Genomic DNA, 19,856 nt, shown 5'->3' with positions numbered 1-19,856 from the left:
GTAGACAGCATTATTACCGTTACGCGTAACATGTTAACGGTAACATCACCTGACGAACATCCGTGAACAATGAGGAATTTACATTTTGCGAAGGAGATCAAATTTCTGTTATACCGCTAAGAGCTGACTCACTCTTGACGGATTAAAACCTGACGTAGCCAGAGTATCTGGCATAGGGCGCGGATTGTGCATCAGGCTATTTAAGCTTGCTGGCCGCCGCCTGCACTACTTTTTGCCCGTTATGTCCCAAAAGATCATAAAGGGAATCTGATGCCTTTTTCGTTAGCACCATTATTTCAATACGCCGGTTCAGGTCCGCCTGAGGGTTATCATTATCTAATAGCATACTATCGGCCATCCCACTTACTTGAATGATTTGACCATTAGCTAACCCGGCCTGTTTCAGTACCCGCTGCGCCGCCAGTGCCCGATCGGTGGAAAGGTTCCAGTTATCATAGGCGGCATTGTCGTTGTACTGCGCCGCGTCGGTATGCCCGCTAATTAAAATATGGTTTTCCAGGCGGTTAAAGACCGGCGCTAATTCTGTCAGCAAGCGCTGAAAAAAAGGCGTCATTACGGCGCTGCCTCTGGGAAACATCATGCGCTGGCTACTATCCTGAATTAAAATACGTAACCCCTGCGGCAAGCTCTCAAGCGTCACGTTACCCTGAGCATCGGAGCTTTGCAGAATAGCGCTCACTTTATTCTGCAAATCAATCAGTTCATTGTTGCTGTGGTTAAAAACAGTAACCGAATTATTGGCCATCCGCTTGCTGGCATCGTTTTCACGGCTCTCGCCGCTCATTTTGAATATTTTAATTGCTTCCAACGTCAGTGAGACGCTTTTTGCCGTCACCGCCGGCGAAAAGTTGGCACTGAGATCGCGGGTGCTCATATCGCCCGGCTCGCCGTGCATATGCAGCGGATTAAAAGAGCGACTGCTTAGCGCGGTAGCGCCCTCCCCTTGTAGTTCAGCAGCAATCGCATGGCGCCCCTCTTCGCTTACCGTTGCGACAATCCACAACACCATAAACAGCGCCATCATCGCCAGCGTAAAATCGGCAAACGCCACCTTCCAGCCGCCCCGATGTGCGCTGTGTGCGGCTTTTCTCCCGCTGCGTCGGATGATGGTGGTTGAAGCAGAATGTTTCGACATTACTCGCTCTCCAGCAGCTGGTTGACCCAGCCGTCAAGCGCGGCAAAGGTGGGCTTGCTATCCAGCGGTAGCATTTTACGCCCGGCGTCTACAGCCAGCAGCGTAGGTTTTCCGGCAACCTGATTAACCAAAACGGTGCGCACGCACTCAAGTACCGCCAGCTGCCTTTTTGTCAACTGCTCCATGGCGTTTGCCATGGGATCCATCAGGCAATAGCAAAGAAAAACGCCGAGAAAAGTGCCAACCAGCGCAGCAGCAACCTTAACGCCGATCTGCGCAATATCACCGTCAATAGATTGCATAGTGATGATGATGCCCAGAACCGCAGCACAAATCCCAAAGCCCGGCATCGCCTCTGCGGTTCGCGACAGCGAACGCGCAGGCAGCATCATCTCCTCTTCTACCGCCCCCAGTTCCTGCTCAAGGATGTTTTCCAGCTCGTGCTCGTTAATTCTGCCCATTGCCATCAGACGAAAATTATCGGAGATAAAAGTAATTAAGCCTTTGTCTGCGAGGATCAGCGGATATTTTTGAAACAGTTGGCTGCTGGCGGGCACTTCAATATGTTCATCCAGCGCTTTGAGGCCACCGGCCTGTACCAGTTCCAGTAATTCATAAAGCAACATCAAAAGCTGCTGTTGAAAGGCCTTGGTGTACATGTTTTTCTTCAGCACGCCGCGCATCTGGCGCATCATTTCTTTTAATATGCTGCGCGGATTAGCAATAACCATCGCGCCAATCCACGCGCCGATAATAATCGTGAGTTCCCCAGGCTGCCAGAATGCATTAAGTACGCCGCCTGACAATAAAAAACCTCCCACAACACCGACCAGAACGATGATGAATCCAAACAGTTTTTGCATATTCCCTTACTCAAAAAATAACTTAATTTTGTCAGCAATTTTTTTATTAAGTTGACAAACCCGCGCCTCAGTAAGCTCCAGTACCTGGGCAATGTCTTTCAGGCTCATATCCTGCTGATAATAGAGACTTAAAATAAGCTGTTCGCGCGGCTCCAGCGCCGCCAGAGCCTTTTGCAGCGTGCGCTGCGTAGTCATCTGATCGTTCAGATCTCTTCCGGTTAGCAAGTCGCCGGACTCTCCCCGATCCAACAGAACGTCAAGGCTTTCCATTGCCGCCGCATTCTTTAGCAGAAAATATTGCTGAACGTCTTCTGCATCGATAGCCAGATGAAGGCGAATATCCTCTTCATTCGGTTCACGGCCAAGCGAACGCGCGAGTTCCCGCACGGCATCATTCATCCGGTGACTTTTCTGGCGCAGCCTGCGTGGTCGCCAGTCATGCTGGCGCAGTTGATCAAGCACTGCCCCACGGATCCGCTGGCGACAATAGGCCGCAAAACATTCATCCGGGTGACCATAACGCCGTATTGACTCCAGCAGACCGAGCAGCGCTACCTGTTCCAGATCTTCACGTCCGATGACGGCATCCGCCTGAGCGGAGAACTGGCGGACGATTTGCTTTACCAGCGGCAGCCACTGCTGCAGATAGCGCCCCTCTTCTTCCGGCGTCAGCACGGAAATTTCGCTAAACGCACTCATTATATTTGCGGCTCATAGCTCTTAATATCATCGGTCATACCCGGGTTATAACCGAGCGATCATCACGCTCAGGTGACGTTACGCTTCGCCCGTCGTTGGCGAAGATATTCTCCTCCTCATGCTGCTGATGATAACGCTCCCGGCCTTTACCGCCCTGTTGTGAAACCTGTACATTGACCTGCAGCTGATTATTGTCACTCAGCGTCGCACGTAATTCAGGCGCCGCCTGATTCAATGCGCGCCACACTTCCGGCTGAGCCGCGTGGATCTGCACCTGCAGCTTGCCTGTGGTGTAGTGCAACGAAATATCAAGCTTACCCAGCTCGGGGGGATCCAAACGGATAGTCGCCTTTTGCATCTGACCATCAATTTGCATTTGCAGGCGCTCACCCAGCGTCTGTTGCAAGGTGCGGGCGCCATCAGCGTTCAGGGCAGACTGGAGCATGGGCTGTAGCTGGATTTTTTGCTCGCTAATGTGAATGGCCGCCTGATTGATAACCGCCCCCGTGGGCGCCAGCTGCGTCGGGTTATTTATCGCGGATTGATGGAGCATTGAGGTAATGGCGGACTGCGCCTGAACGGATTTCTCCGGCGCGCTAAATGCCAGCGTCATTGCCGGTTCTCCCGGCTGCCGATTGAAGGTATGAAGGTCGGTATCGCCGATCGGGCTGTTCTGCTTTTCGCTGCTTAGCACAGCAGAATTCACCGCGGTAGCGGTAGCCACTGCCGGCGCCAGTATGGACTGCGGCGAAACAAACCTGTCTGATGAGGCGGCTGGCCGGGGGAAGCTTACCGATGCTGAATGGTTAGCAATGAGCGGATTTGCGCGTTCCTGACTCTGCGGTAAAAAAGATTCAGCATGCAGAGCAGCATCCGCAGCGGGGAGTGGCCTGACAGACGCAGAATCAATCACCGATGCACTATGGCTGACTGATACTTCGTCGCCAGTGGTTGGCTTGTCGCTATCCTGTTGCGGGTGGTCGTCAGGCCACGCCGCTACGGAATGGGCCTTCAGGGCGTCATCCGCTGCGCTGCGGCTGCTATCGGTATTATCGGTATTACCCCATGACGCTGCGACGCTGGCCGTTAAATCACCATCATCATTCGGCAATCTGCCGTCCGCCATTGCCGCTGCAGAATGGGCCTTCAGGGCGTCATCCGCTGCGATGCTGGCCGTTAAATCGCCATCGTCATTCGGCAATCTGCCGTCCGCCATCGCCGCTGCAGATTCGCCACTGTGGGCCTCGCCGGCTGCACAAGCGGCGTTAACCTCATTTGTCGCTGGCAACGCCACGCCCGGCAGCAGCAGCGCCAGCAGGGCTGCAGGGTCGACCAAAACCTCGTCTGAACCGGCATCAGCATTGTCCGGATGCCGTTCATTGTTTACCTTCAGGCTCCCGTTCGACGAAGAATCTACCAAAGCAAACGGTAAAACAGGTGAAAAGGCAGTTGTGGGAGACGTTATCATCAATGCGGGCGAGGCCGGCGGCACGGATAAGGCTTCGCGGCTGGTTTGCCGCAATGATTGCGACACCAGGCTGGAGATTATCATCACAGCCTATTCCCCCTGCGTCGAAGAAAACAGGTCATAAGCCTGCAAGCCTTCCCGCGAAGAATGGTACCGTTGCAGCGTCTGGCGAAGTGTTTCCAGTCGCCGTTGAGATTGCTGAATAACTTGGTAGTGGCCCTGCTGTAACACGCGCAACGCTTGCATATCAATAGTTTCTGGCGGCGCTGAGCGCAGGCGCTGTAGCAGGTTGCTAATATCCCGGTCCAGCGATTGAACCTGCAGCCAGTCCTCACTCTGGCAGGCCTCATGCAGCGCATTATTCAGCATTAAAGCTTCCTCGCGCATCATGACTGCATTCCTTCCCAACCCGAACGAATCTCAGCGAGGATTGCTTCGACCTCTTCGATTTTTACCACCGATAGCTCGTTGCTAGCGTCATACAAACGATAAACGCAGTAGTCATAAAGCGCCGCCAGCTGTTGTGCAAGATCGCCCCCCTGTTGGTAATCGAGCGCACTGGTTAGCGCATTGAGAATATCAATGCATTTAGAAATGCTGTCGGCTTTTCGCTCATAGCGCCGGGTCTCGATATGGCCTTTTACCCGTATCAGCTCATCCATTAACCCGCTGAATAACATCAGGACCAGCTGATGCGGACTGGCCGCTGCGGTACGTATTGCTAAATCCGCGTCACCGTAGCCATCGAATTCATTCAGATTTCCGTACATCATCCTTCCCTGTTAAAAAAACTGCGTCATGGTTTGCTGCATTTGCTGCATTGCCGCCTGAATACGAGTGAACTCACGCAGATAGCGGTTGTAAGCATTTTCGTAACGCGTCGAAATTTGTCCGGCTTTCTGCGACAGCATTTTGTCCTGCCGATCGAGTGCTTCATTTCGGGTTTTAATCGATCCGCTGGTGAGATTGAGCAGGCTGTCGAGGCTTTTTTCCATGGTTTTTACCAGCCCACCCCTGCCGGCGAACAGGTTATTTAAGGCGCCCGGGTTAGTCCTCAACCCTTTTTCCATCCGCTCCCGATGCAAAACTAACTGCCCTTTTTTATCCGCTTCAATGCCGTAATCACTTAATAAAAAACCGCCGAAGCTGCGGCGTAACTCACTATTAAGCTGCTGTTGCAAAACGCGAATACCCGCATCGCCGGCCAGAGGTCCGCGGCCGCCGTGTTCGTCACCGCTTTTAGTCAGTGTATCCAGTTCAGATTTGAGGCTGTTATAAGCATCAACGAATTCCTGCAGCTGTTGTTTACTGCCGTCTTCATCGGTTTCCACATTAATTATCAGAGGCCGATCGCCCGTTTTTTGTAAGATATTTATTTCTACGCCGGGGATCAGATCTTTAAAACTATTGCTGGTGCTGGTTATTTCACGCCCTGAACCTGCGCTTCCGTCACCGCCAATGCGAATGACCGCATCACGCGCATAGCTAATATTAATGCCATTGCTCAACCGCGCGTTTAAATTGGCATCCGCAGCAGAGACGCTGAATTTATTGCTAAGGCCGGTTTTTTCGCTGCTCAGCAGCAGTTCAACTTTACCGTTGATCTTCATTAGCGAAGCAATAACGCCCGGATTGTCACCGTCTTTATTAATTGCATCGCGCAGGTCAGCCAGGCTACTAACATCATCAAGTGCAATGTCTAAGGTTTCACCATTAACCCCGAGCGTCAGTTTACCGCTGGCGTTATCTATGTCTTCATCAGTCAGACCGGCATAGGAAACCTGCTCGGCCGCTGCGGTCTCGCCAACGCTGAATTGATATAACCCTTTGCTGGCGCTGGCGCTGGCTTTCAGGCTGACGTAGCCATCATGATTCGCCGTTGCGCTATTCTTGATAATGCCCTGAGAAGTATTAAACTTGCGCAGGCTGCTACGAAAACCGCTTAATGCGCTTTTCAGGCTGTTTAAGGCTTTTCGCTGTTCCTGAACTGACTTCTGCTGTGCATCCAGTCGGGATTGCATACGATAAACACTGTTATCCGCTAACTGTTTGGCCCACTGAGCAGGATCCATTGCTAAGTCCATTTCACTCTCCTGATTGCGCTATTTCCCGCGATCGCTTTTATAAATAAAGCAAAAAAGATGCCAATTATTTTAAAACTTAACTTTCAAGCAAATGCGCGATGACCCACTTTGAGTAGCGGACAAAAGCGGAAAAGAATCTTCCGGTGACGGAAACAAAAATACCGCCAGATAACAAAGTGTCCGACAAAAGTTTTACGTTAAGTGACGCGGAGTTTTAACCGATGATGACTAACTTAATTATTTAAAAATCCCAGAATCATATTACTCATACTGCCAGCCTGCTTCAGCATCATCTGGCTGCTTTGCGCCAGCATTTGCTGGCGCATCATTTGCGATGATTCCACGGCATAGTCCGTATCGCGAATAACGCCAATGCTGTTATCAGTATTGTCTTTCATGTTGGCAAGGTTGTTCATTGTATGCCCCAGGCGGTTAATACCGGCGCCAAGGCTGGAGCGGATCGCGCCGACCGAATCAAGCGCATGGCTAACCCGCCCAATCATGTCATTTGCGCTGGCGCCGTCGGACAAGTCATGACCGGCGCTCTACAGGTCGCCCAGCGCGCCGCTAACGTTCCTGAGCTGTCCGCTGAGATCCAGCTCCATCACTTCATCTTTTCCTGCGCCTATCTGAAAATGCAGAACGGACGCCAGCTTGCCATCGACGGCGGATTTAATCACTGAAGCAGGGGCCGCAGCAGGTTCTACCTCAGGCTCTGATTCTACCTCAGGCGTTGCTACTGGTTCTGTTACCGCTGGTTTTTCCGTTACATCTTCTAATATAAAGGGAGGGATGCGATCGCCGTTAAGCAGAGCCATATTATTATCAGCAAAATATGTAAACGCCCTGGTGAAGTCGGGATCATCCATATAAAATATCTTTCTTACTGGCGAACCATCCGCAGCATGACCGGTCATTGTCACAGGACCGCCACCATAAGCTGAATACGACATATATTCCGGCGTAAAGCTGCCGGTATGAGCTGCCGCAGGATTCACTTTTGGGGCAGCTGCTGGCCGGAGATTTATTTCCGCAGCGGCGGATTTATTTATCACCGCAGAATCGGGTTTATTTACCGCCGCATTGAACGTGGCGCCGAATAACTTTTCTTCGCCATACGAGGTATTACTGAAGATATTAGCCAGCTCTTTATTCAGCGCATTAAATTCTGACTGCAGTGATTTACGATCGTCTGAACTGTTGGTATCGTCTGCGCCCTGAGTCGCCAGGTCCTTCATGCGATAAAGAATATTTGTAATTTCGTTAAAAGCGCCCTCCGCGGTTTGCAGCATGGAGCTGGCTTTGCCAATATTCTGCTGCGCGACCGCCATGCCGCTTGACTGGCTTTGCAGGCGAGTGGCGATTTGTAGCCCGGCAGCATCGTCCGCAGCTGAATTAATGCGCTTGCCGGTACCCAGACGTTCCATCGCGCTCTGCAGCACTTGATTGGCACGGCTCAAAGCATTTGCCGACTTCATTGCTGATGTATTAGTAAAAATCGAAATCATGATATACATCTTTTATTAACAGGCGGTAAAAACACCCTTTGTGATTAAGTTTTCTAACTCCCGTCGCTAAATATATTTTCTATAAAAGAGAATGTATTCAGAGAAACACCGCCATTTAAGGCGGTGTATTTTTCACATATTAACCGAGGAAGCTCATTACCATGCCGCTCATGCTATTTGCCTGCTTCAGCATCATCTGGCTGCTTTGTGCCAGCATCTGCTGGCGGGTCATTTGTGATGACTCCGCAGCATAATCCGTGTCGCGAATAACACCGAGGCTGTTATCGGTATTATCTTTCATGTTAGCAAGGTTATTTGACGTATGGCCCAGGCGGTTGATGTTGGCGCCAAGACTGGAACGAATCTCACTAACCTGATTCAGCGCATCGCTAACTTGCCCAATCATATTGTTGGCATTTTTGCCGGTGGTCACCCCATCTTCCGCCCCCAGACCGTCGAGCGCCGCAGTCACAGAGGAAAGCTGCTTGCTGACGTCCAGATTGAGAACTTCATCCTTACCGGCGCCGATCTGAAAGTGCAGGGTTGTAGTCAACTTGCCGCCATTTGCTGTTGCAGGCGTATCGCCACCGCCTGAGGGTTTGCCACCTCCAGAGTCTTTATCATCAGCAGCGCCGCTTGCCAGCAGCTTTTCAGAACCATAAGAGGTGTTATTCATAATGTTTTTGAGCTCTTTATTCAGCTCGCCAAACTCAGACTGAATGGATTTGCGATCGTCATCGCTGTTAGTATCATCCGCGCCCTGAGTCGCCAAATCCTTCATGCGATAAAGTATATTGGTAACTTCGTCAAAGGCACCCTCTGCCGTCTGCAGCATGGAGGTAGCTTTACCAATATTCTGCTGCGCAACCGCCATACCATTTGACTGCCCCTGCAGGCGGGTGGCGATCTGTAGACCGGCGGCATCATCTGCCGCGGAGTTAATACGCTTACCGGTACCAAGACGCTCCATTGCGGTTTGCAACAGATTATTAGCGCGATTCATCGCGTTAGTTGAGGTCATAGCCGATGAATTAGTGAAAATTGAAAGCATACGGTTTCTCTCTTAATAATGGAAAAGTGCATTTACACAAAATGGTAAAAACGACCGTCCTTTATCATTTCTTAAATTTTTGCTGAGATTTTTTTCATTTTTTTAAAAAATCAGCAGTGACGTACAGTTATCTGGATACGGCCTTACCCTGCAGGTCGACAAATCGGCAGATAAAGTAACTTAATTTACCCTCAGTCAGTCCACGCCCGACAACATGCAACGGATATCCGTTAGCAGGCATTTAGTAACGAGTCCGGTCGCTCAACCAGGAAAATCTGAGATCTTTGAATTTTTCAGAAAAAAAATATAAAATCCATGCTACTCATGGCATGAGTGAGTAAAGAAAAAATATCATGTTCTCTTTGCTTAAATTATTAACTATTTTGATGTATCGCTGTATGTTAAAAATTACAGCCGAACGTTAAGTCAAGGAGTTATACGCCCTGGAAAGAAGTGCCGGGAAAGGATATCGTTAATCAGGAAGATGAAAACAGATGAACTCCCAATACGTTATTAATAGCTGGTTACTGGATACCGATAGCTCGTCACTCATTCATCAGGAAAGCAATGAACAGCGGAAACTGGGCGAATATCAGTTCAAATTATTACAAGTACTGGCAGAGAATGCCGGTAAAATATTATCGCGCGATGAGCTAAATGCTAAGGTATGGGAAAAACGAATAATTGGAAACAACAGTTTACCTAACGCGGTTCATGCGCTGCGCGTTGCATTGGATGATAACGGTAAACAAAAGCTTATTATTCGAACGGTCCCTAAAAAAGGCTACACGCTGGAAGCCGATTATTGTCAGAATTATTCTGCCCGAACCGAGGCAATATTAGCGAACGATGCCACTCTAAACGCGCAGCCAGGACCCGCGACAAACGATCGCGAGGCGACCAGTTTAACCCCATCAGTGGCCCTTTCCGGCTCACACATCACTACCGATAAAGTTCGCTCAAACAAGCTCTGGCACCGACTGTTTTTAGTACAGTTGGCATTAGTGCTCATTCTAAGTACGGTACTCATCAGGTCACTATGTTCAGAAACGGCAAAACCTGAAGCGTTGAGCCACAACCGCTGGGATAGCATAAACCTCTGGCGTCTTTTGCCAGCGCCGGTTGACAGCCGCCATGAAAAGCTTAGCCGCATGCCTTCAACAGATAATGCGCTGACTAAACAACTGTCATCCAATGAACCACCCGCCAGACGCCATGCGGGTATGCTCACGCCGCAGGACTGGTGTTACGCAATACGTAAATAAACTGACTGTCGGTTGCCGGCTTTTCCACCAGTCCCTTCCACAGGGCAGCCGTGGGCGGCTAATGCAGCGCTCATCGACCGTCCCATCCATTAGCCGCCCCTGCTCAATACGTTTCGAACCCTGGCTGCCGGCACTCTGGCCTGAGCCAGCAGCGCCTGATTCAATGCAGGAAAATCGGCATCCCTGAGCCAGCCAGCCAGCCTCTTTGCCGAACTTAATGCTGATAGCTGCGGATTGAACGTCGCCATACTCTCAATCCGCGTCTTAACTTTTCGCTGTGACTCCTGTAAAACCTGACGTTGAACGCTGAGCATACTGAGCGTTTTTTTCATGACAGGTAGCATCCGTTTGGCTGATAAAGGCTGCTGAAGCAGCTCCTCTAATGACGGCTCCGGTCTGGGTTTAACAGGAGAAAACTGTTCCGCGGGATAAAGACCGCCTCCCCCCTGAATGCTGAGCTGCTGGCTGATGCGCAACCATTTAGTTTCATCAACCTGAAATTGCACAGCCCCCATACTGCTGGTGCCGGCAGCGATCCCCCACTTGCCGAGGGTACGATTGAGCAAACGCACTACCTGCTGCGACGTGCCGCCGGCAGGCAGCTCGACCGCGCTGATTTCCCGCGAATTTCCCGCCAGCGAAAAAGTCAGCATTTCTCGCTGCGGATTGTTTACTAACACGTCACCATCCGGCAGTCGGAAATTTACCCGGGGATTCTGTTCAAAATTAACCTTTAGCTGGCGGTCAATGCTGCCGCCGGACTTCATTTCACGCTCAGTGAGCAGGTTTTGTAATTGCCGCATCTTATCGGCAATCACCACCGACGTTTTACGCTGGCTCAAGGCGTGCTGTATGGCAACCACCCTGCTCTCAACCGCCTTGAGATAATCATCGGCCTGCTGAACGCGCGTTAACTGCTGATTGAGCTGCGTGCCATATCGCAATGGCCGCGAGGAGATCCGCGGAGAGTCGGGAAAAGCACTATCCTGACGGTGTTTTTCGTGGCTTATGCTTTGAACTTTCGCGGCCTGCTCTGCCGCTTTCGTCTGATTTAGCGGCGCCCCTGCCCGGGGTGACACATGACGATTATCTATCTGCATCGCTTTGTATTACCCCTGCGCGAAGGGTGAAAGGTTAAGGATCCTGACAAAGTTTTTTAACGACATTTGCGTCGCCATCATATACTTTTGCAATTCCATCTGAGCGGCCGGATAGTTAAGTCCTTCAAGGTCATCAACCATGGTCTGATTGATCGTTAGATTATCCTCATGCGCTTCATCCATCTGCGTCAGTATATTCTGCCGGGTTCCCAGCTCCGTCAGTATTGAGGCGCTATCGCTAAAGGCACCGTTCACCTGCTCAATCATGCTGCTGATATCACTCAGGTAGCTGCTGGCGTTCAGCGCAGGATCGTCCATTTTACTCAGCAAATCTTCCAGATTATTCAGTACCGATACATCGCTTCCCAGCACTGAGACCAGGTCGACGCTATTCTCAACGCTGTTGCTACTGCCGACCGGCGTCGCCGCGCTATTATGATTGCCCTGAAACAGCCATTTACCGTCGCTGCCTCTGACCAATGGCACTTTATCTGTCAGGGTGCCGCTAAAAAAATAGCTGCCATTTTCATCACTCGAATTCGCCATTCCTACCAGAGCGCTAATGTTGGCGCGAATTGATACCGCATAACCATTCATGTCGGCGGAACTTAACGCGCTGTTATTGGCTTCCCGCAGGCTATTAAGGATCGCCAGCAGTTGCTCATTACTGCCGCTAACCTGTATTTCCTGCTGTGAAAGATGACTGGAAAGATTATCGATATTACTTTGGTATCGATCGGCGTCAGCGATACCGCGCCGCAGCAAAAGTACCTGGGCACTGGCGATGGGATCGTCTGAAGGCACCAGAATTCGTTTGTGTTGCTCAAGCTGATTGAACAGCTTATTCATGTGCGTGTTGCGGCTAGCGTAGCTCTGCTGCAGCGTATTAAAAAGCAGCTGATTTGGAAATCGCATAAGTCCCCCGGTCAAAACAATGCCAACACGCTTTTCAGCAACTCATCGCCGGTTGCGATAACTTTCATGTTGCTCTGATAAGCGTGCATATAAGCGATCAGGCTTAAATTCTCCTCCTGATCATCCACCTGGCTGATGCTGTCACGCTGCTGCTGAGCGTGGTTTAACTGTGTCCGGGCCGCATGCTGCTCGCTCTGATTATGCGAGCTTTTCATTCCGATCTCGTCAACTAACATCGCACAGGCGTTGCTCAGGTTGAGCTTGCCCATCCCGGGAATAGCCATTTGCTGATTTTTGATGGCGATAAGCGCCAGCAGGTTGCGATTATCACCGATCTCCTGGCGAGCAGAAGAGAAGGCCAGCGCGTCGCGCGAAAGGTCCGTTAGCTGCAGCATGCCTTGCTGATTGCTCTTATCAAATGCAAACAAGGGTTCTCCGCGATTTCCGTTCAGATCGAATCCCTGCGCCTGCTGCTTATTAAACGCATCGGCCAGATTTTGCGCCATTCCCTGCAACCTGTTGTAGAACGGTTTCAGCGTCTGCTGCTGGTAGTCAAACAGCGCGCCAAGATCGCCGCCGCAGGAGGCATCTTCGCGCAGCTGGCTGCGGGAAAAATTCAGCCATAATTCAGGCTGGGCGCCATTGCCCGATTTGATCTCCAGGCTGCCAGCTTCGCCACCGCTGACCAGCGGCTGGCCGTCGGCCAGCGTAATTTGATATTCACCGTTGTCGCTTTCATTGACATGGACGGCAATATGGCCGCTGAGCGATTTAACCAGCTCGTCACGCTGGTCACGCAAAATGTTCGCGTTGCCCCCTGCCGCCTCGGCGCCGAAAATACTGCGATTAAATTTAGCAATGCCGGCGCTGTACTGATTAATACGCTGTACCAGCATCTGCTGCTGCTGGCTGCTATCGCTCAGCTGATCCTGCAGGAAACGCTGCATGTTATTAAACCGCAGTGTCAGCGATTTCGCTTCCGCCAGTACATTCTGGCGCAGCGCCAGGTTATCAGCCTTTGTGCTGGCCGCATTCAGCGAGTTGAAAAAGTTATCGAGACTGCCGCTCAGTTCGCCGGTTGGCGAGCTGATAACGGTCTCCAGACCGGTAAGCCAGCTCTGGGTTTGATCGAAATAATGCGCTTCGCTATTGCTATTCCAAACTTGCGCCGTGCGATAGCGGTCTGCCATCCGCCGAATGCCGATGACCTCCACGCCGCTGCCGCTATTTAAACGATCGTTACCGACCGGGCCAATCGACTGCTGTTCGCTCCGCTGGCGGCTGTATCCCGGCGTCATGATATTGGCGAGGTTCATCGCCGCGGCGTTCAGGCCGCTGCGCGCAGCCTGAACGCCGCTAAAACCGGTATCGATTAAACTCACAGTGTGTCTCCCTGTAATTTAAATCCTGCTATTACCGCTAAGAAATAGCGACGCATGGCGGGCAAAAATTAATTTTCAGCATTATTTTTCCGGCGGTGAAAGCTGATGGATAAGCAAAGTCGCTATGCCGGTGCTGCGCTGGCTGGCTAGCTGCTGCGCCAGCGCGTCATCGAAAAAATCACGCATCCTGCGCGCTTCCTGACTGCTAAACATGCCGTTCTCACTGTTCATGACATCGCTTGCTTTGCGCATCTCTTTTAGCATTGAGCGCAAAAACATCGCTTCAAACTGCTCCGCCGCCTCGTCAAGGCTACGCGCTGTTTTCGGCCCCGCGAACTCAACGTCGGGCGCTGCAAATGAAGTATGCAAAGGATTAATCATCTGAAGGCCCCTATATCACTATCAGTTCGGCATCAAGAGCGCCGGCCGCATGTAACGCCTGTAAAATCGCCATGGTGTCATCCGGTGATGCTCCCAGGCTGTTGATAGTATTGACAATACTACTCAGACTCGTACCGCCAGGCACCACCACCATCCGTCCATTGCCGCGATCGACGCTGATATCGCTCTGCGGCGTTACCGCAGTAGTGCCGCCGCTAAGCGCGCCTGGCTGGCTGACAGCAGGCTGTTCACGAATAGTGACCGATAAATTGCCATGGGAAACCGCAGCCGCATGAACCACAACCCCTTCTCCAATTACGACAGTGCCGGTGCGGGCATTGAAAACAACCCGTGGCGGCGGAGCATCGGCTGTAATCTGCACGTCTTCCAGCATCGACATAAAGGCAACCCGTTCAGAGGCAGAAACCGGTGCTCTGACCTCAATGTTGGTCGCGCTTTTTGCTTGCGCCGTCCGGCTACCAAAGCGTTTATTCAGCTGCTGGGCGATGGTATTGGCGGTTTTAAAACTGGGCCGCTTGAGATTGAGCATGACCGCCGGATTTTGCTGAAAATCGCTGGGGATTTCTCGCTCAACGGTGGCGCCGTTTGGAATAAGGCCAACGGTTGGCGTATTAATCACTACGCTGGAACCGCTGTCCCCCTCAGCGCGAATTCCGCCGACGACCACGTTTCCCTGCGCCAGCGCATAAACTTCGCCGTCGGCACCGCGTAGCTGCGTCAGCAGCAGGGTTCCCCCGCGTAGGCTTTTCGCATCGCCAATCGAGGACACGGTAACGTTAATAGTCTGACCACGTGCATACATCGGCGGCAGCGTTGCGCTGAGCGTAACCGCCGCCACGTTTTTTACCTTAGGATCGATTCGCGGTGGTAGCTGAACGCCAAACTGGCGCAGCATGTTTTTTAATGACTGATTGGTAAACTTAACCTGATTGCGATCGCCCGTACCATCAAGACCAACCACCAGGCTGTAACCCACCAGCTGGTTACCCCTGACCCCCTGAATATCGACCAGGTTGCTGAGCGGCTCCGCGTTAAGCCAGGGACTGATCGTCAGCAACAGGGCGGTCAACAGTCGCGATAAATAGCCTTTCGACATAATATCTCCCCTCAAAACGGAAACAGTGGATGGTTAAAGAAGCGCGTTAACCAACCCGCCGAGTTGGAATCGCTTAATGCTCCACGCCCTGCATATGAAATGCGGGCGTTGGCAATACGCTGCGAAGAGACGCTGTTATCGCTGGCAATATCCTCCGGGCTGACCAGCCCGGTAACGCGCATATATTCATCGCCCTGGTTGAGGGTGAGCCATTTTTCGCCGCGCACCGCCAGCACGCCGTTGGGCAGCACTTTGTACACCGAAATGGTGATGGCGCCGCGCAGCATGTTTTGCTGCATAGAACTGGCATTGCCGCGGAAATCCCGGTCGCCGTTTATTACGCTATCCAGATTGCTGTCCGACTTGCCAAACAGCGCCGGCACGCCCAGTTCAACGTCGTTTCTTTTGCCAAAATTAGTTTTTGCCTGCTTGCTGGACTGGGTGGACTCATTGAGACGCACCGTCAGAATGTCGCCAACGCGATAGGCTCGCCGGTCCTGAGTTAACGACCAGCTGTAATTGGACTGATACACCCCGCCGCCACTTGGCATTCTTCGCGGTTCGACGTTCCACTCAGGCGGGGCAAAGGCTGCGTCATCTTTCTGCACCAACAACGCCTGGCTTTCACAGCCGGTTAGCCCACAAGACGAGAGTAAAATGCAGACGATAAGCTGCTTGATTTCTGTTTTAGTCATCATCGGATTTCCGGCGGAAGCATTACTTCCGCCTGAGATTTACATCTGCTGGGTGAGGAATCGCAACATATCATCTGCCGCCGAAACCATTTTGGCGTTCATCTCATAGGCACGCTGCACGGTGATCATATCGACCATCTCCTCAACCACCTGCACGTTAGAGCCTTCCAGCGATCCCTGTAATAAGGAGCCAAAGCCATCTTCTCCCGGTACGCCTTCGTTGGCCTCCCCGCTGGCGGTGGTTTCGCGATACAGATTGTCGCCCAGCGCTTCAAGACCTGCCGGATTGACGAAAGTGACCAGCGTAAGCTGCCCAAGCTCCACCGGCTCAGCTTCGCCGCCAACCGTAGCAGAGACGGTACCGTCCCTGCCGATAGTCAGTTTTTGCACGTTTTCCGGCAGCTCTATCTGCGGTATTAGCGGCAATCCTTGGGAGTTTGTCAGAACGCCGTCGGCATTTACCCGGAAATTACCGCTGCGCGTATAGGCAAGATCGCCGCTGCCATACTGAATACCGCCAGGCGCGGCGTTGTTCTGATCGAGCATGGCGCCGGGCACGCGCTGCGTCTGATAGTAGAGGTCTTCAAACGCCACGCGATCGCGCTTAAAGCCGGTGGTGTTAACGTTGGCGAGGTTGTTAGAAATGGCGGCCATCTTAGCGTCCTGCGCCGCAAGACCGGTTTTACTCACCCAAAGTGCGGGATTCATCCTGTTATATCCTTATATCAAGTTCCACGAATCAGTCGATTGCCCGCCTGGGCAAGCGTATCCGCCACCTTCATCATTTTGATCTGCGTTTCAAAATGGCGGCTCAGCGCGATGGTCTGCACCATTTCGTCAATGGCTGAAACGTTGCTGGCCTCCAGATGCCCCGCCGTCAGCCGGACCTCTTCACTGGCTGGATTGACGGCGCGATTGGTCACCATTAAGCCCTGGTTATTTTTGCTCAGCCTGGCGGCCGGAATATCAACCAGCTTGATGCGATCGACGTCGAACGCCGCCTGCACATCCCCATCGTCCGGCACAATAGTAATGGTGCCGTCAACGCCAACGGAGACTTGCGTGAACGGCGGCAGCTGAATCGGCCCGCCAATGCCAAGCAGCGGTTTACCCCTGATAGTGAGATTACCGGCGTCATCAACTTCAATATGACCGCTGCGGGTATAGGCTTCACGGCCAGCGTCGCGGACGGCAAAAAGGCCGCTGCCCTTGATGGCGACATCCAGATCGCGCCCGGTCTCCTGCAACACGCCGGGCGTCAGATCAATACCGCCGTTGCTGCTGCTAACCTGAACGCGACTGTGATAACCGTAGCCGTTTATCACCTCGCTGGTTGCCCGCTCAAGATCGGCACGAAAGCCATCGGTATTGGCATTTGACAAATTGTTAGCGTGAATTTGCTGCTGCATCAGGCTACGGTTGGCGCCGCTGACTGCGGTATAAATTAAGCGGTCCATGATTACAGCGCCTGGAACAGCGCTGTCATCATCTGATCGTTAGTCGAGATGACTTTGGTGTTAGCCTGATAGTTACGCTGTGCGGCCATCAGCCCCATCAGCTCGCTGGTAATATCAACGTTTGACTGCTCCAGCATTGAGGATTTAATACTGCCGTTGCTGCCAGTCTGCGGCGTTCCCAGCAGCGGTTGACCAGACTGATTTGTCATCGTCCACGCCGTTCCATCGGTCGATTCCAGACCATCGGGATTGGTAAAGTTTGCCAGCACCAGCTGCCCTTGCAGCAAACGCTGTCCGTTGCTGTAAGTGGCGTAGATCTTGCCATCAGCATCGACCTGTCGACCGTTTCTCTCGCCGCTGGTATAGCCGTTTGCGTTATTGGCGGTCACGCTAAAATCGCTGGCAAATTGAGTAGTGCCAGTATAATCGGCGTCAATGCTTAGCGCTCCGGCCCCCGCGGGGCTGTATTTGATCTGCAGCTTGCCGTCGGGTTGCGTCATCAGGCCGTTTACGTCGAAAGTAAACGACTGGCTGGCCGGTTCGGTGGCATTACCATCAATAAAATAGTGCGCCTGCCATTTTCCCTCATCGGTTTTGACAAAATACTGCTCAAGACTGTGCTGACGGCCAAGTGAATCGTAAATCGGCGTGCGGAAAACATGGTTATATGTCTGGCTATCACCGCGATCAAAGCGGCGGTCATCCAGCGCTGGCATATCGGCGCTCAGGTTGGCAATAAACGTCATGCTGTCGCTCACTTTAGCCGGAATAGTGCCGCTGCCTATCATCAAATCGCCCAGCATCCCGGTCTGGAGTTGACCGCTCGCGTCAACCGGGTAGCCCTGTACGCGCTTGCCGGCATTATTTATCAGATATCCTTGATTATCCTGTTGAAAATAGCCGGCGCGGGTATAGCTGGTGTTACCTGCGCTGTCTTTGGTAATAAAGAAACCGCCGCCGGAGATCGCCAGATCAAGATCGCCAGACGCGCCAACCAGATTCCCGCTTTGGCTGATACTCTGCGCAATGCGCTCAACGCCAACCCCCAGCGGCTGATTGCCGGCATAAAGAGAGGAAAACTCAGCGCGCATCGATTTATACCCGACGGTATCACTGTTCGCGATGTTGTTACTGATTGCGCTCAACTGTCTGGATAATGCGTTGAGGCCCGAATTTGCAATGCTAAAACTCATAAATTAGTCCCTTAAAATAAATCAGGCTGCGCTACTGCTTCCGAACTGACGTAGCCGGGTATAAAGCACGTCGCCCACGCCGGAAAGCGCCAGTACAGGAAGATGGCTATCCGGATCGATACGTACGCTATTAACGGTGCCCGCCAGCTCCAGCGGTATATTTTGCTCGCCGCCGTCGGTTGTGGTGCGCAAGCTGTATTCACCGGTGTTGAGGGCAAGCTTTGCCGCATCAATCTTAAAATTGACGTCACCTGCCGCCTGCGCACCCAGCGACATAAGCGTCTCCTGCCCTGCTGCATCTTTGATATGAAGCGTCAGGTTGCTGGTCGCATGCGCCAGATGCAGACGGCCACTAACGATGCTGTTCTGCCGCAGGTTTATCCTGTTACCCTCGACGTAGGCCTCCTTGCCAACCAAAGAGCTCAATGTCAGCAGCTGAATATTGTCGACCAGTGTCCCCACTTTATTCACTTCACGGGTCATTCTGTTCATCGACTCAATCTGAGACATCTGTGAGAACTGGTTAATAAACTGCGCGCTATCAGTCGGGTTGGTCGGATCCTGGTTTTCAATCTGCGCCACCAGCAGCTTGAGAAACATGTTGCCGGCCGCCTTGCCATTATTCATCGGCAGCGAGTCAGCACTGCCGGCCTGGGCGGCCCCCTTATCCAGAGGATTGATATTCATTAAATATCTCCCAGCCTGAGCAGGCTTTGTTGCATGCTTTTTACGCTGTTGAGCACCTCAACGCTGGTTTCAAAGCTGCGTGACGCGGACATCATGTCAGCCATTTCTTCCACATTGTTGATGTCCGGATAAAAAACCATACCGCGGGCATCGGCCAGCGGGTTTCCCGGCTCATAGCGCTGCACCGTGCCGCCGCTCTCCACCACGTCCAACACCTGCACTCTGGCGCCAGAGGTTGCCTGGCTGCCGCTGTTATAAACTGCTGAAAATACCGGGCTGAGCGCTTTGTAAGTCGCTGCCGCGCTGGCCGCCGGCGTATCTGCGTTGGCAAGATTACTGGCGATGGTGTTCAGCCGGATAGTCTGGGCATTCATCGCCGAACCGGAAATGCGATAGATATTATTAAAAGACACGATTATTTCCCTTCAATCGCTTGTTTAAGACCGACAAACTTGCTGGTGAGAAACGCCATACTGGCCTGATAATCCAATGCATTTTTTGCGAACTCAGCCTGCTCAACGGCTATAGCAACCGTATTGCCGTCTGCCGAGGGCTGATAAGGAACGCGATATTTCACCTGAGGATCCACGTTTGACAAATTTTCGTCCTGTAAACGTTGCATCTCAGCGGCAAAGTCAATATCTTTTGCCTGGAAGTTAGGGGTGTCGACATTGGCCAGATTAGCCGACAGCAGCTCAGCTCGCGACAGTCGAAGCTGCAGTGCGGCAGGATGAACACCTAATGCTTTATCAAAACTGATTCCCACTCATGACTCCTCATTTGTTCAATCCAAAATGCAGTGGCTGTTATTAACTAGCAAATAACGTGCCATATT

Annotated in this window: 23 protein-coding genes; 1 reads left to right on the top strand and 22 read right to left on the bottom strand. The window is 52.1% G+C overall.

Translation table 11 applies throughout. The features are described from left to right. Window positions 1-196: 196 nt before the first annotated feature. The 10 genes from BTJ39_RS16935 to BTJ39_RS16890 all read right to left on the bottom strand — a co-directional run bounded on the left by BTJ39_RS16935 (window position 197) and on the right by BTJ39_RS16890 (window position 8,829). Entirely contained in the window at window positions 197-1,156 is a 960-nt protein-coding gene (locus BTJ39_RS16935; protein WP_078003871.1) for an OmpA family protein, read from the bottom strand. Further along, window positions 1,156-2,019 (bottom strand): flagellar motor stator protein MotA, encoded by an 864-nt coding sequence (gene motA, locus BTJ39_RS16930; RefSeq protein ID WP_078003870.1) that lies wholly within the window; start codon window positions 2,017-2,019, stop codon window positions 1,156-1,158. Before motA ends, BTJ39_RS16935 begins: the two co-directional genes overlap by 1 nt. 6 nt (window positions 2,020-2,025) lie before the next feature. After that, window positions 2,026-2,718, bottom strand: coding sequence for a FliA/WhiG family RNA polymerase sigma factor (locus tag BTJ39_RS16925; RefSeq protein WP_078003869.1), 693 nt, complete (start codon window positions 2,716-2,718; stop codon window positions 2,026-2,028). A 34-nt stretch (window positions 2,719-2,752) separates the two neighbouring features. Then, window positions 2,753-4,270, bottom strand: a complete 1,518-nt coding sequence (locus BTJ39_RS16920) for a flagellar hook-length control protein FliK (protein ID WP_078003868.1) — start codon at window positions 4,268-4,270, stop codon at window positions 2,753-2,755. A 6-nt stretch (window positions 4,271-4,276) separates the two neighbouring features. Further along, on the bottom strand, window positions 4,277-4,576 hold the full coding sequence (locus tag BTJ39_RS16915; RefSeq protein WP_078003867.1) for a hypothetical protein: 300 nt from the start codon (window positions 4,574-4,576) through the stop codon (window positions 4,277-4,279). Continuing rightward, window positions 4,573-4,956 carry a flagellar export chaperone FliS gene (fliS, locus tag BTJ39_RS16910; protein ID WP_078003866.1) on the bottom strand — a complete coding sequence of 128 codons (384 nt, stop codon included), beginning with the start codon at window positions 4,954-4,956 and terminating at the stop codon, window positions 4,573-4,575. The genes BTJ39_RS16915 and fliS overlap by 4 nt, the downstream gene beginning before the upstream one ends. A gap of 12 nt (window positions 4,957-4,968) precedes the next feature. Continuing rightward, a complete protein-coding gene (gene fliD / locus BTJ39_RS16905; RefSeq protein WP_078003865.1) occupies window positions 4,969-6,270 on the bottom strand; it encodes a flagellar filament capping protein FliD in 1,302 nt (433 codons plus the stop codon). A 233-nt stretch (window positions 6,271-6,503) separates the two neighbouring features. Continuing rightward, entirely contained in the window at window positions 6,504-6,773 is a 270-nt protein-coding gene (locus BTJ39_RS16900; RefSeq protein ID WP_096777753.1) for a flagellin, read from the bottom strand. 42 nt (window positions 6,774-6,815) lie between these two features. Further along, complete coding sequence (locus BTJ39_RS16895; protein ID WP_078003929.1) at window positions 6,816-7,778, bottom strand: flagellin N-terminal helical domain-containing protein; 963 nt, start codon at window positions 7,776-7,778, stop codon at window positions 6,816-6,818. A gap of 139 nt (window positions 7,779-7,917) precedes the next feature. After that, window positions 7,918-8,829 (bottom strand): flagellin N-terminal helical domain-containing protein, encoded by a 912-nt coding sequence (locus tag BTJ39_RS16890; protein ID WP_078003863.1) that lies wholly within the window; start codon window positions 8,827-8,829, stop codon window positions 7,918-7,920. Between the two features lie 494 nt (window positions 8,830-9,323). Here BTJ39_RS16890 and BTJ39_RS16885 point away from each other — a divergent pair, with 494 nt between their 5' ends. Beyond that, a complete protein-coding gene (locus BTJ39_RS16885; RefSeq protein WP_078003862.1) occupies window positions 9,324-10,094 on the top strand; it encodes a winged helix-turn-helix domain-containing protein in 771 nt (256 codons plus the stop codon). Between the two features lie 89 nt (window positions 10,095-10,183). On the opposite strand, the gene BTJ39_RS16880 is transcribed toward BTJ39_RS16885, so the two are convergent. From BTJ39_RS16880 to BTJ39_RS16825, 12 genes are all read right to left on the bottom strand, one after another. Continuing rightward, window positions 10,184-11,194 carry a hypothetical protein gene (locus tag BTJ39_RS16880; RefSeq protein ID WP_078003861.1) on the bottom strand — a complete coding sequence of 337 codons (1,011 nt, stop codon included), beginning with the start codon at window positions 11,192-11,194 and terminating at the stop codon, window positions 10,184-10,186. Between the two features lie 9 nt (window positions 11,195-11,203). Then, complete coding sequence (locus tag BTJ39_RS16875; protein ID WP_078003860.1) at window positions 11,204-12,109, bottom strand: flagellin N-terminal helical domain-containing protein; 906 nt, start codon at window positions 12,107-12,109, stop codon at window positions 11,204-11,206. Window positions 12,110-12,120: 11 nt separating this feature from the next. Next, window positions 12,121-13,491 (bottom strand): flagellar hook-associated protein FlgK, encoded by a 1,371-nt coding sequence (gene flgK / locus BTJ39_RS16870; RefSeq protein WP_078003859.1) that lies wholly within the window; start codon window positions 13,489-13,491, stop codon window positions 12,121-12,123. 81 nt (window positions 13,492-13,572) lie between these two features. Next, window positions 13,573-13,872, bottom strand: coding sequence for a rod-binding protein (locus BTJ39_RS16865; RefSeq protein WP_078003858.1), 300 nt, complete (start codon window positions 13,870-13,872; stop codon window positions 13,573-13,575). A gap of 10 nt (window positions 13,873-13,882) precedes the next feature. Beyond that, window positions 13,883-14,989 (bottom strand): flagellar basal body P-ring protein FlgI, encoded by a 1,107-nt coding sequence (locus tag BTJ39_RS16860; protein ID WP_078003857.1) that lies wholly within the window; start codon window positions 14,987-14,989, stop codon window positions 13,883-13,885. 11 nt (window positions 14,990-15,000) lie between these two features. Then, window positions 15,001-15,684, bottom strand: coding sequence for a flagellar basal body L-ring protein FlgH (gene flgH / locus BTJ39_RS16855; RefSeq protein ID WP_096777752.1), 684 nt, complete (start codon window positions 15,682-15,684; stop codon window positions 15,001-15,003). A 39-nt stretch (window positions 15,685-15,723) separates the two neighbouring features. Next, complete coding sequence (locus tag BTJ39_RS16850; protein ID WP_078003855.1) at window positions 15,724-16,392, bottom strand: flagellar hook-basal body complex protein; 669 nt, start codon at window positions 16,390-16,392, stop codon at window positions 15,724-15,726. A 17-nt stretch (window positions 16,393-16,409) separates the two neighbouring features. Continuing rightward, the gene (flgF, locus tag BTJ39_RS16845; protein WP_078003854.1) at window positions 16,410-17,141 is read right to left on the bottom strand and encodes a flagellar basal-body rod protein FlgF; all 732 of its coding nucleotides are present in this window, start codon (window positions 17,139-17,141) and stop codon (window positions 16,410-16,412) included. 2 nt (window positions 17,142-17,143) lie between these two features. Then, the gene (gene flgE, locus BTJ39_RS16840; protein WP_078003853.1) at window positions 17,144-18,334 is read right to left on the bottom strand and encodes a flagellar hook protein FlgE; all 1,191 of its coding nucleotides are present in this window, start codon (window positions 18,332-18,334) and stop codon (window positions 17,144-17,146) included. A 21-nt stretch (window positions 18,335-18,355) separates the two neighbouring features. Continuing rightward, window positions 18,356-19,021 carry a flagellar hook capping FlgD N-terminal domain-containing protein gene (locus tag BTJ39_RS16835; protein WP_078003852.1) on the bottom strand — a complete coding sequence of 222 codons (666 nt, stop codon included), beginning with the start codon at window positions 19,019-19,021 and terminating at the stop codon, window positions 18,356-18,358. Next, on the bottom strand, window positions 19,021-19,434 hold the full coding sequence (gene flgC / locus BTJ39_RS16830; RefSeq protein ID WP_078003851.1) for a flagellar basal body rod protein FlgC: 414 nt from the start codon (window positions 19,432-19,434) through the stop codon (window positions 19,021-19,023). The genes BTJ39_RS16835 and flgC overlap by 1 nt, the downstream gene beginning before the upstream one ends. A gap of 2 nt (window positions 19,435-19,436) precedes the next feature. After that, the gene (locus BTJ39_RS16825) at window positions 19,437-19,787 is read right to left on the bottom strand and encodes a flagellar basal body protein (protein ID WP_078003850.1); all 351 of its coding nucleotides are present in this window, start codon (window positions 19,785-19,787) and stop codon (window positions 19,437-19,439) included. Window positions 19,788-19,856: the final 69 nt, after the last annotated feature.

It is taken from the genome of Izhakiella australiensis, assembly GCF_002006995.1.
Classification (GTDB): domain Bacteria; phylum Pseudomonadota; class Gammaproteobacteria; order Enterobacterales; family Enterobacteriaceae; genus Izhakiella; species Izhakiella australiensis.
Note: the sequence above shows the minus strand (reverse complement) of the source record. Positions and strands in the feature narration are given on the sequence as shown.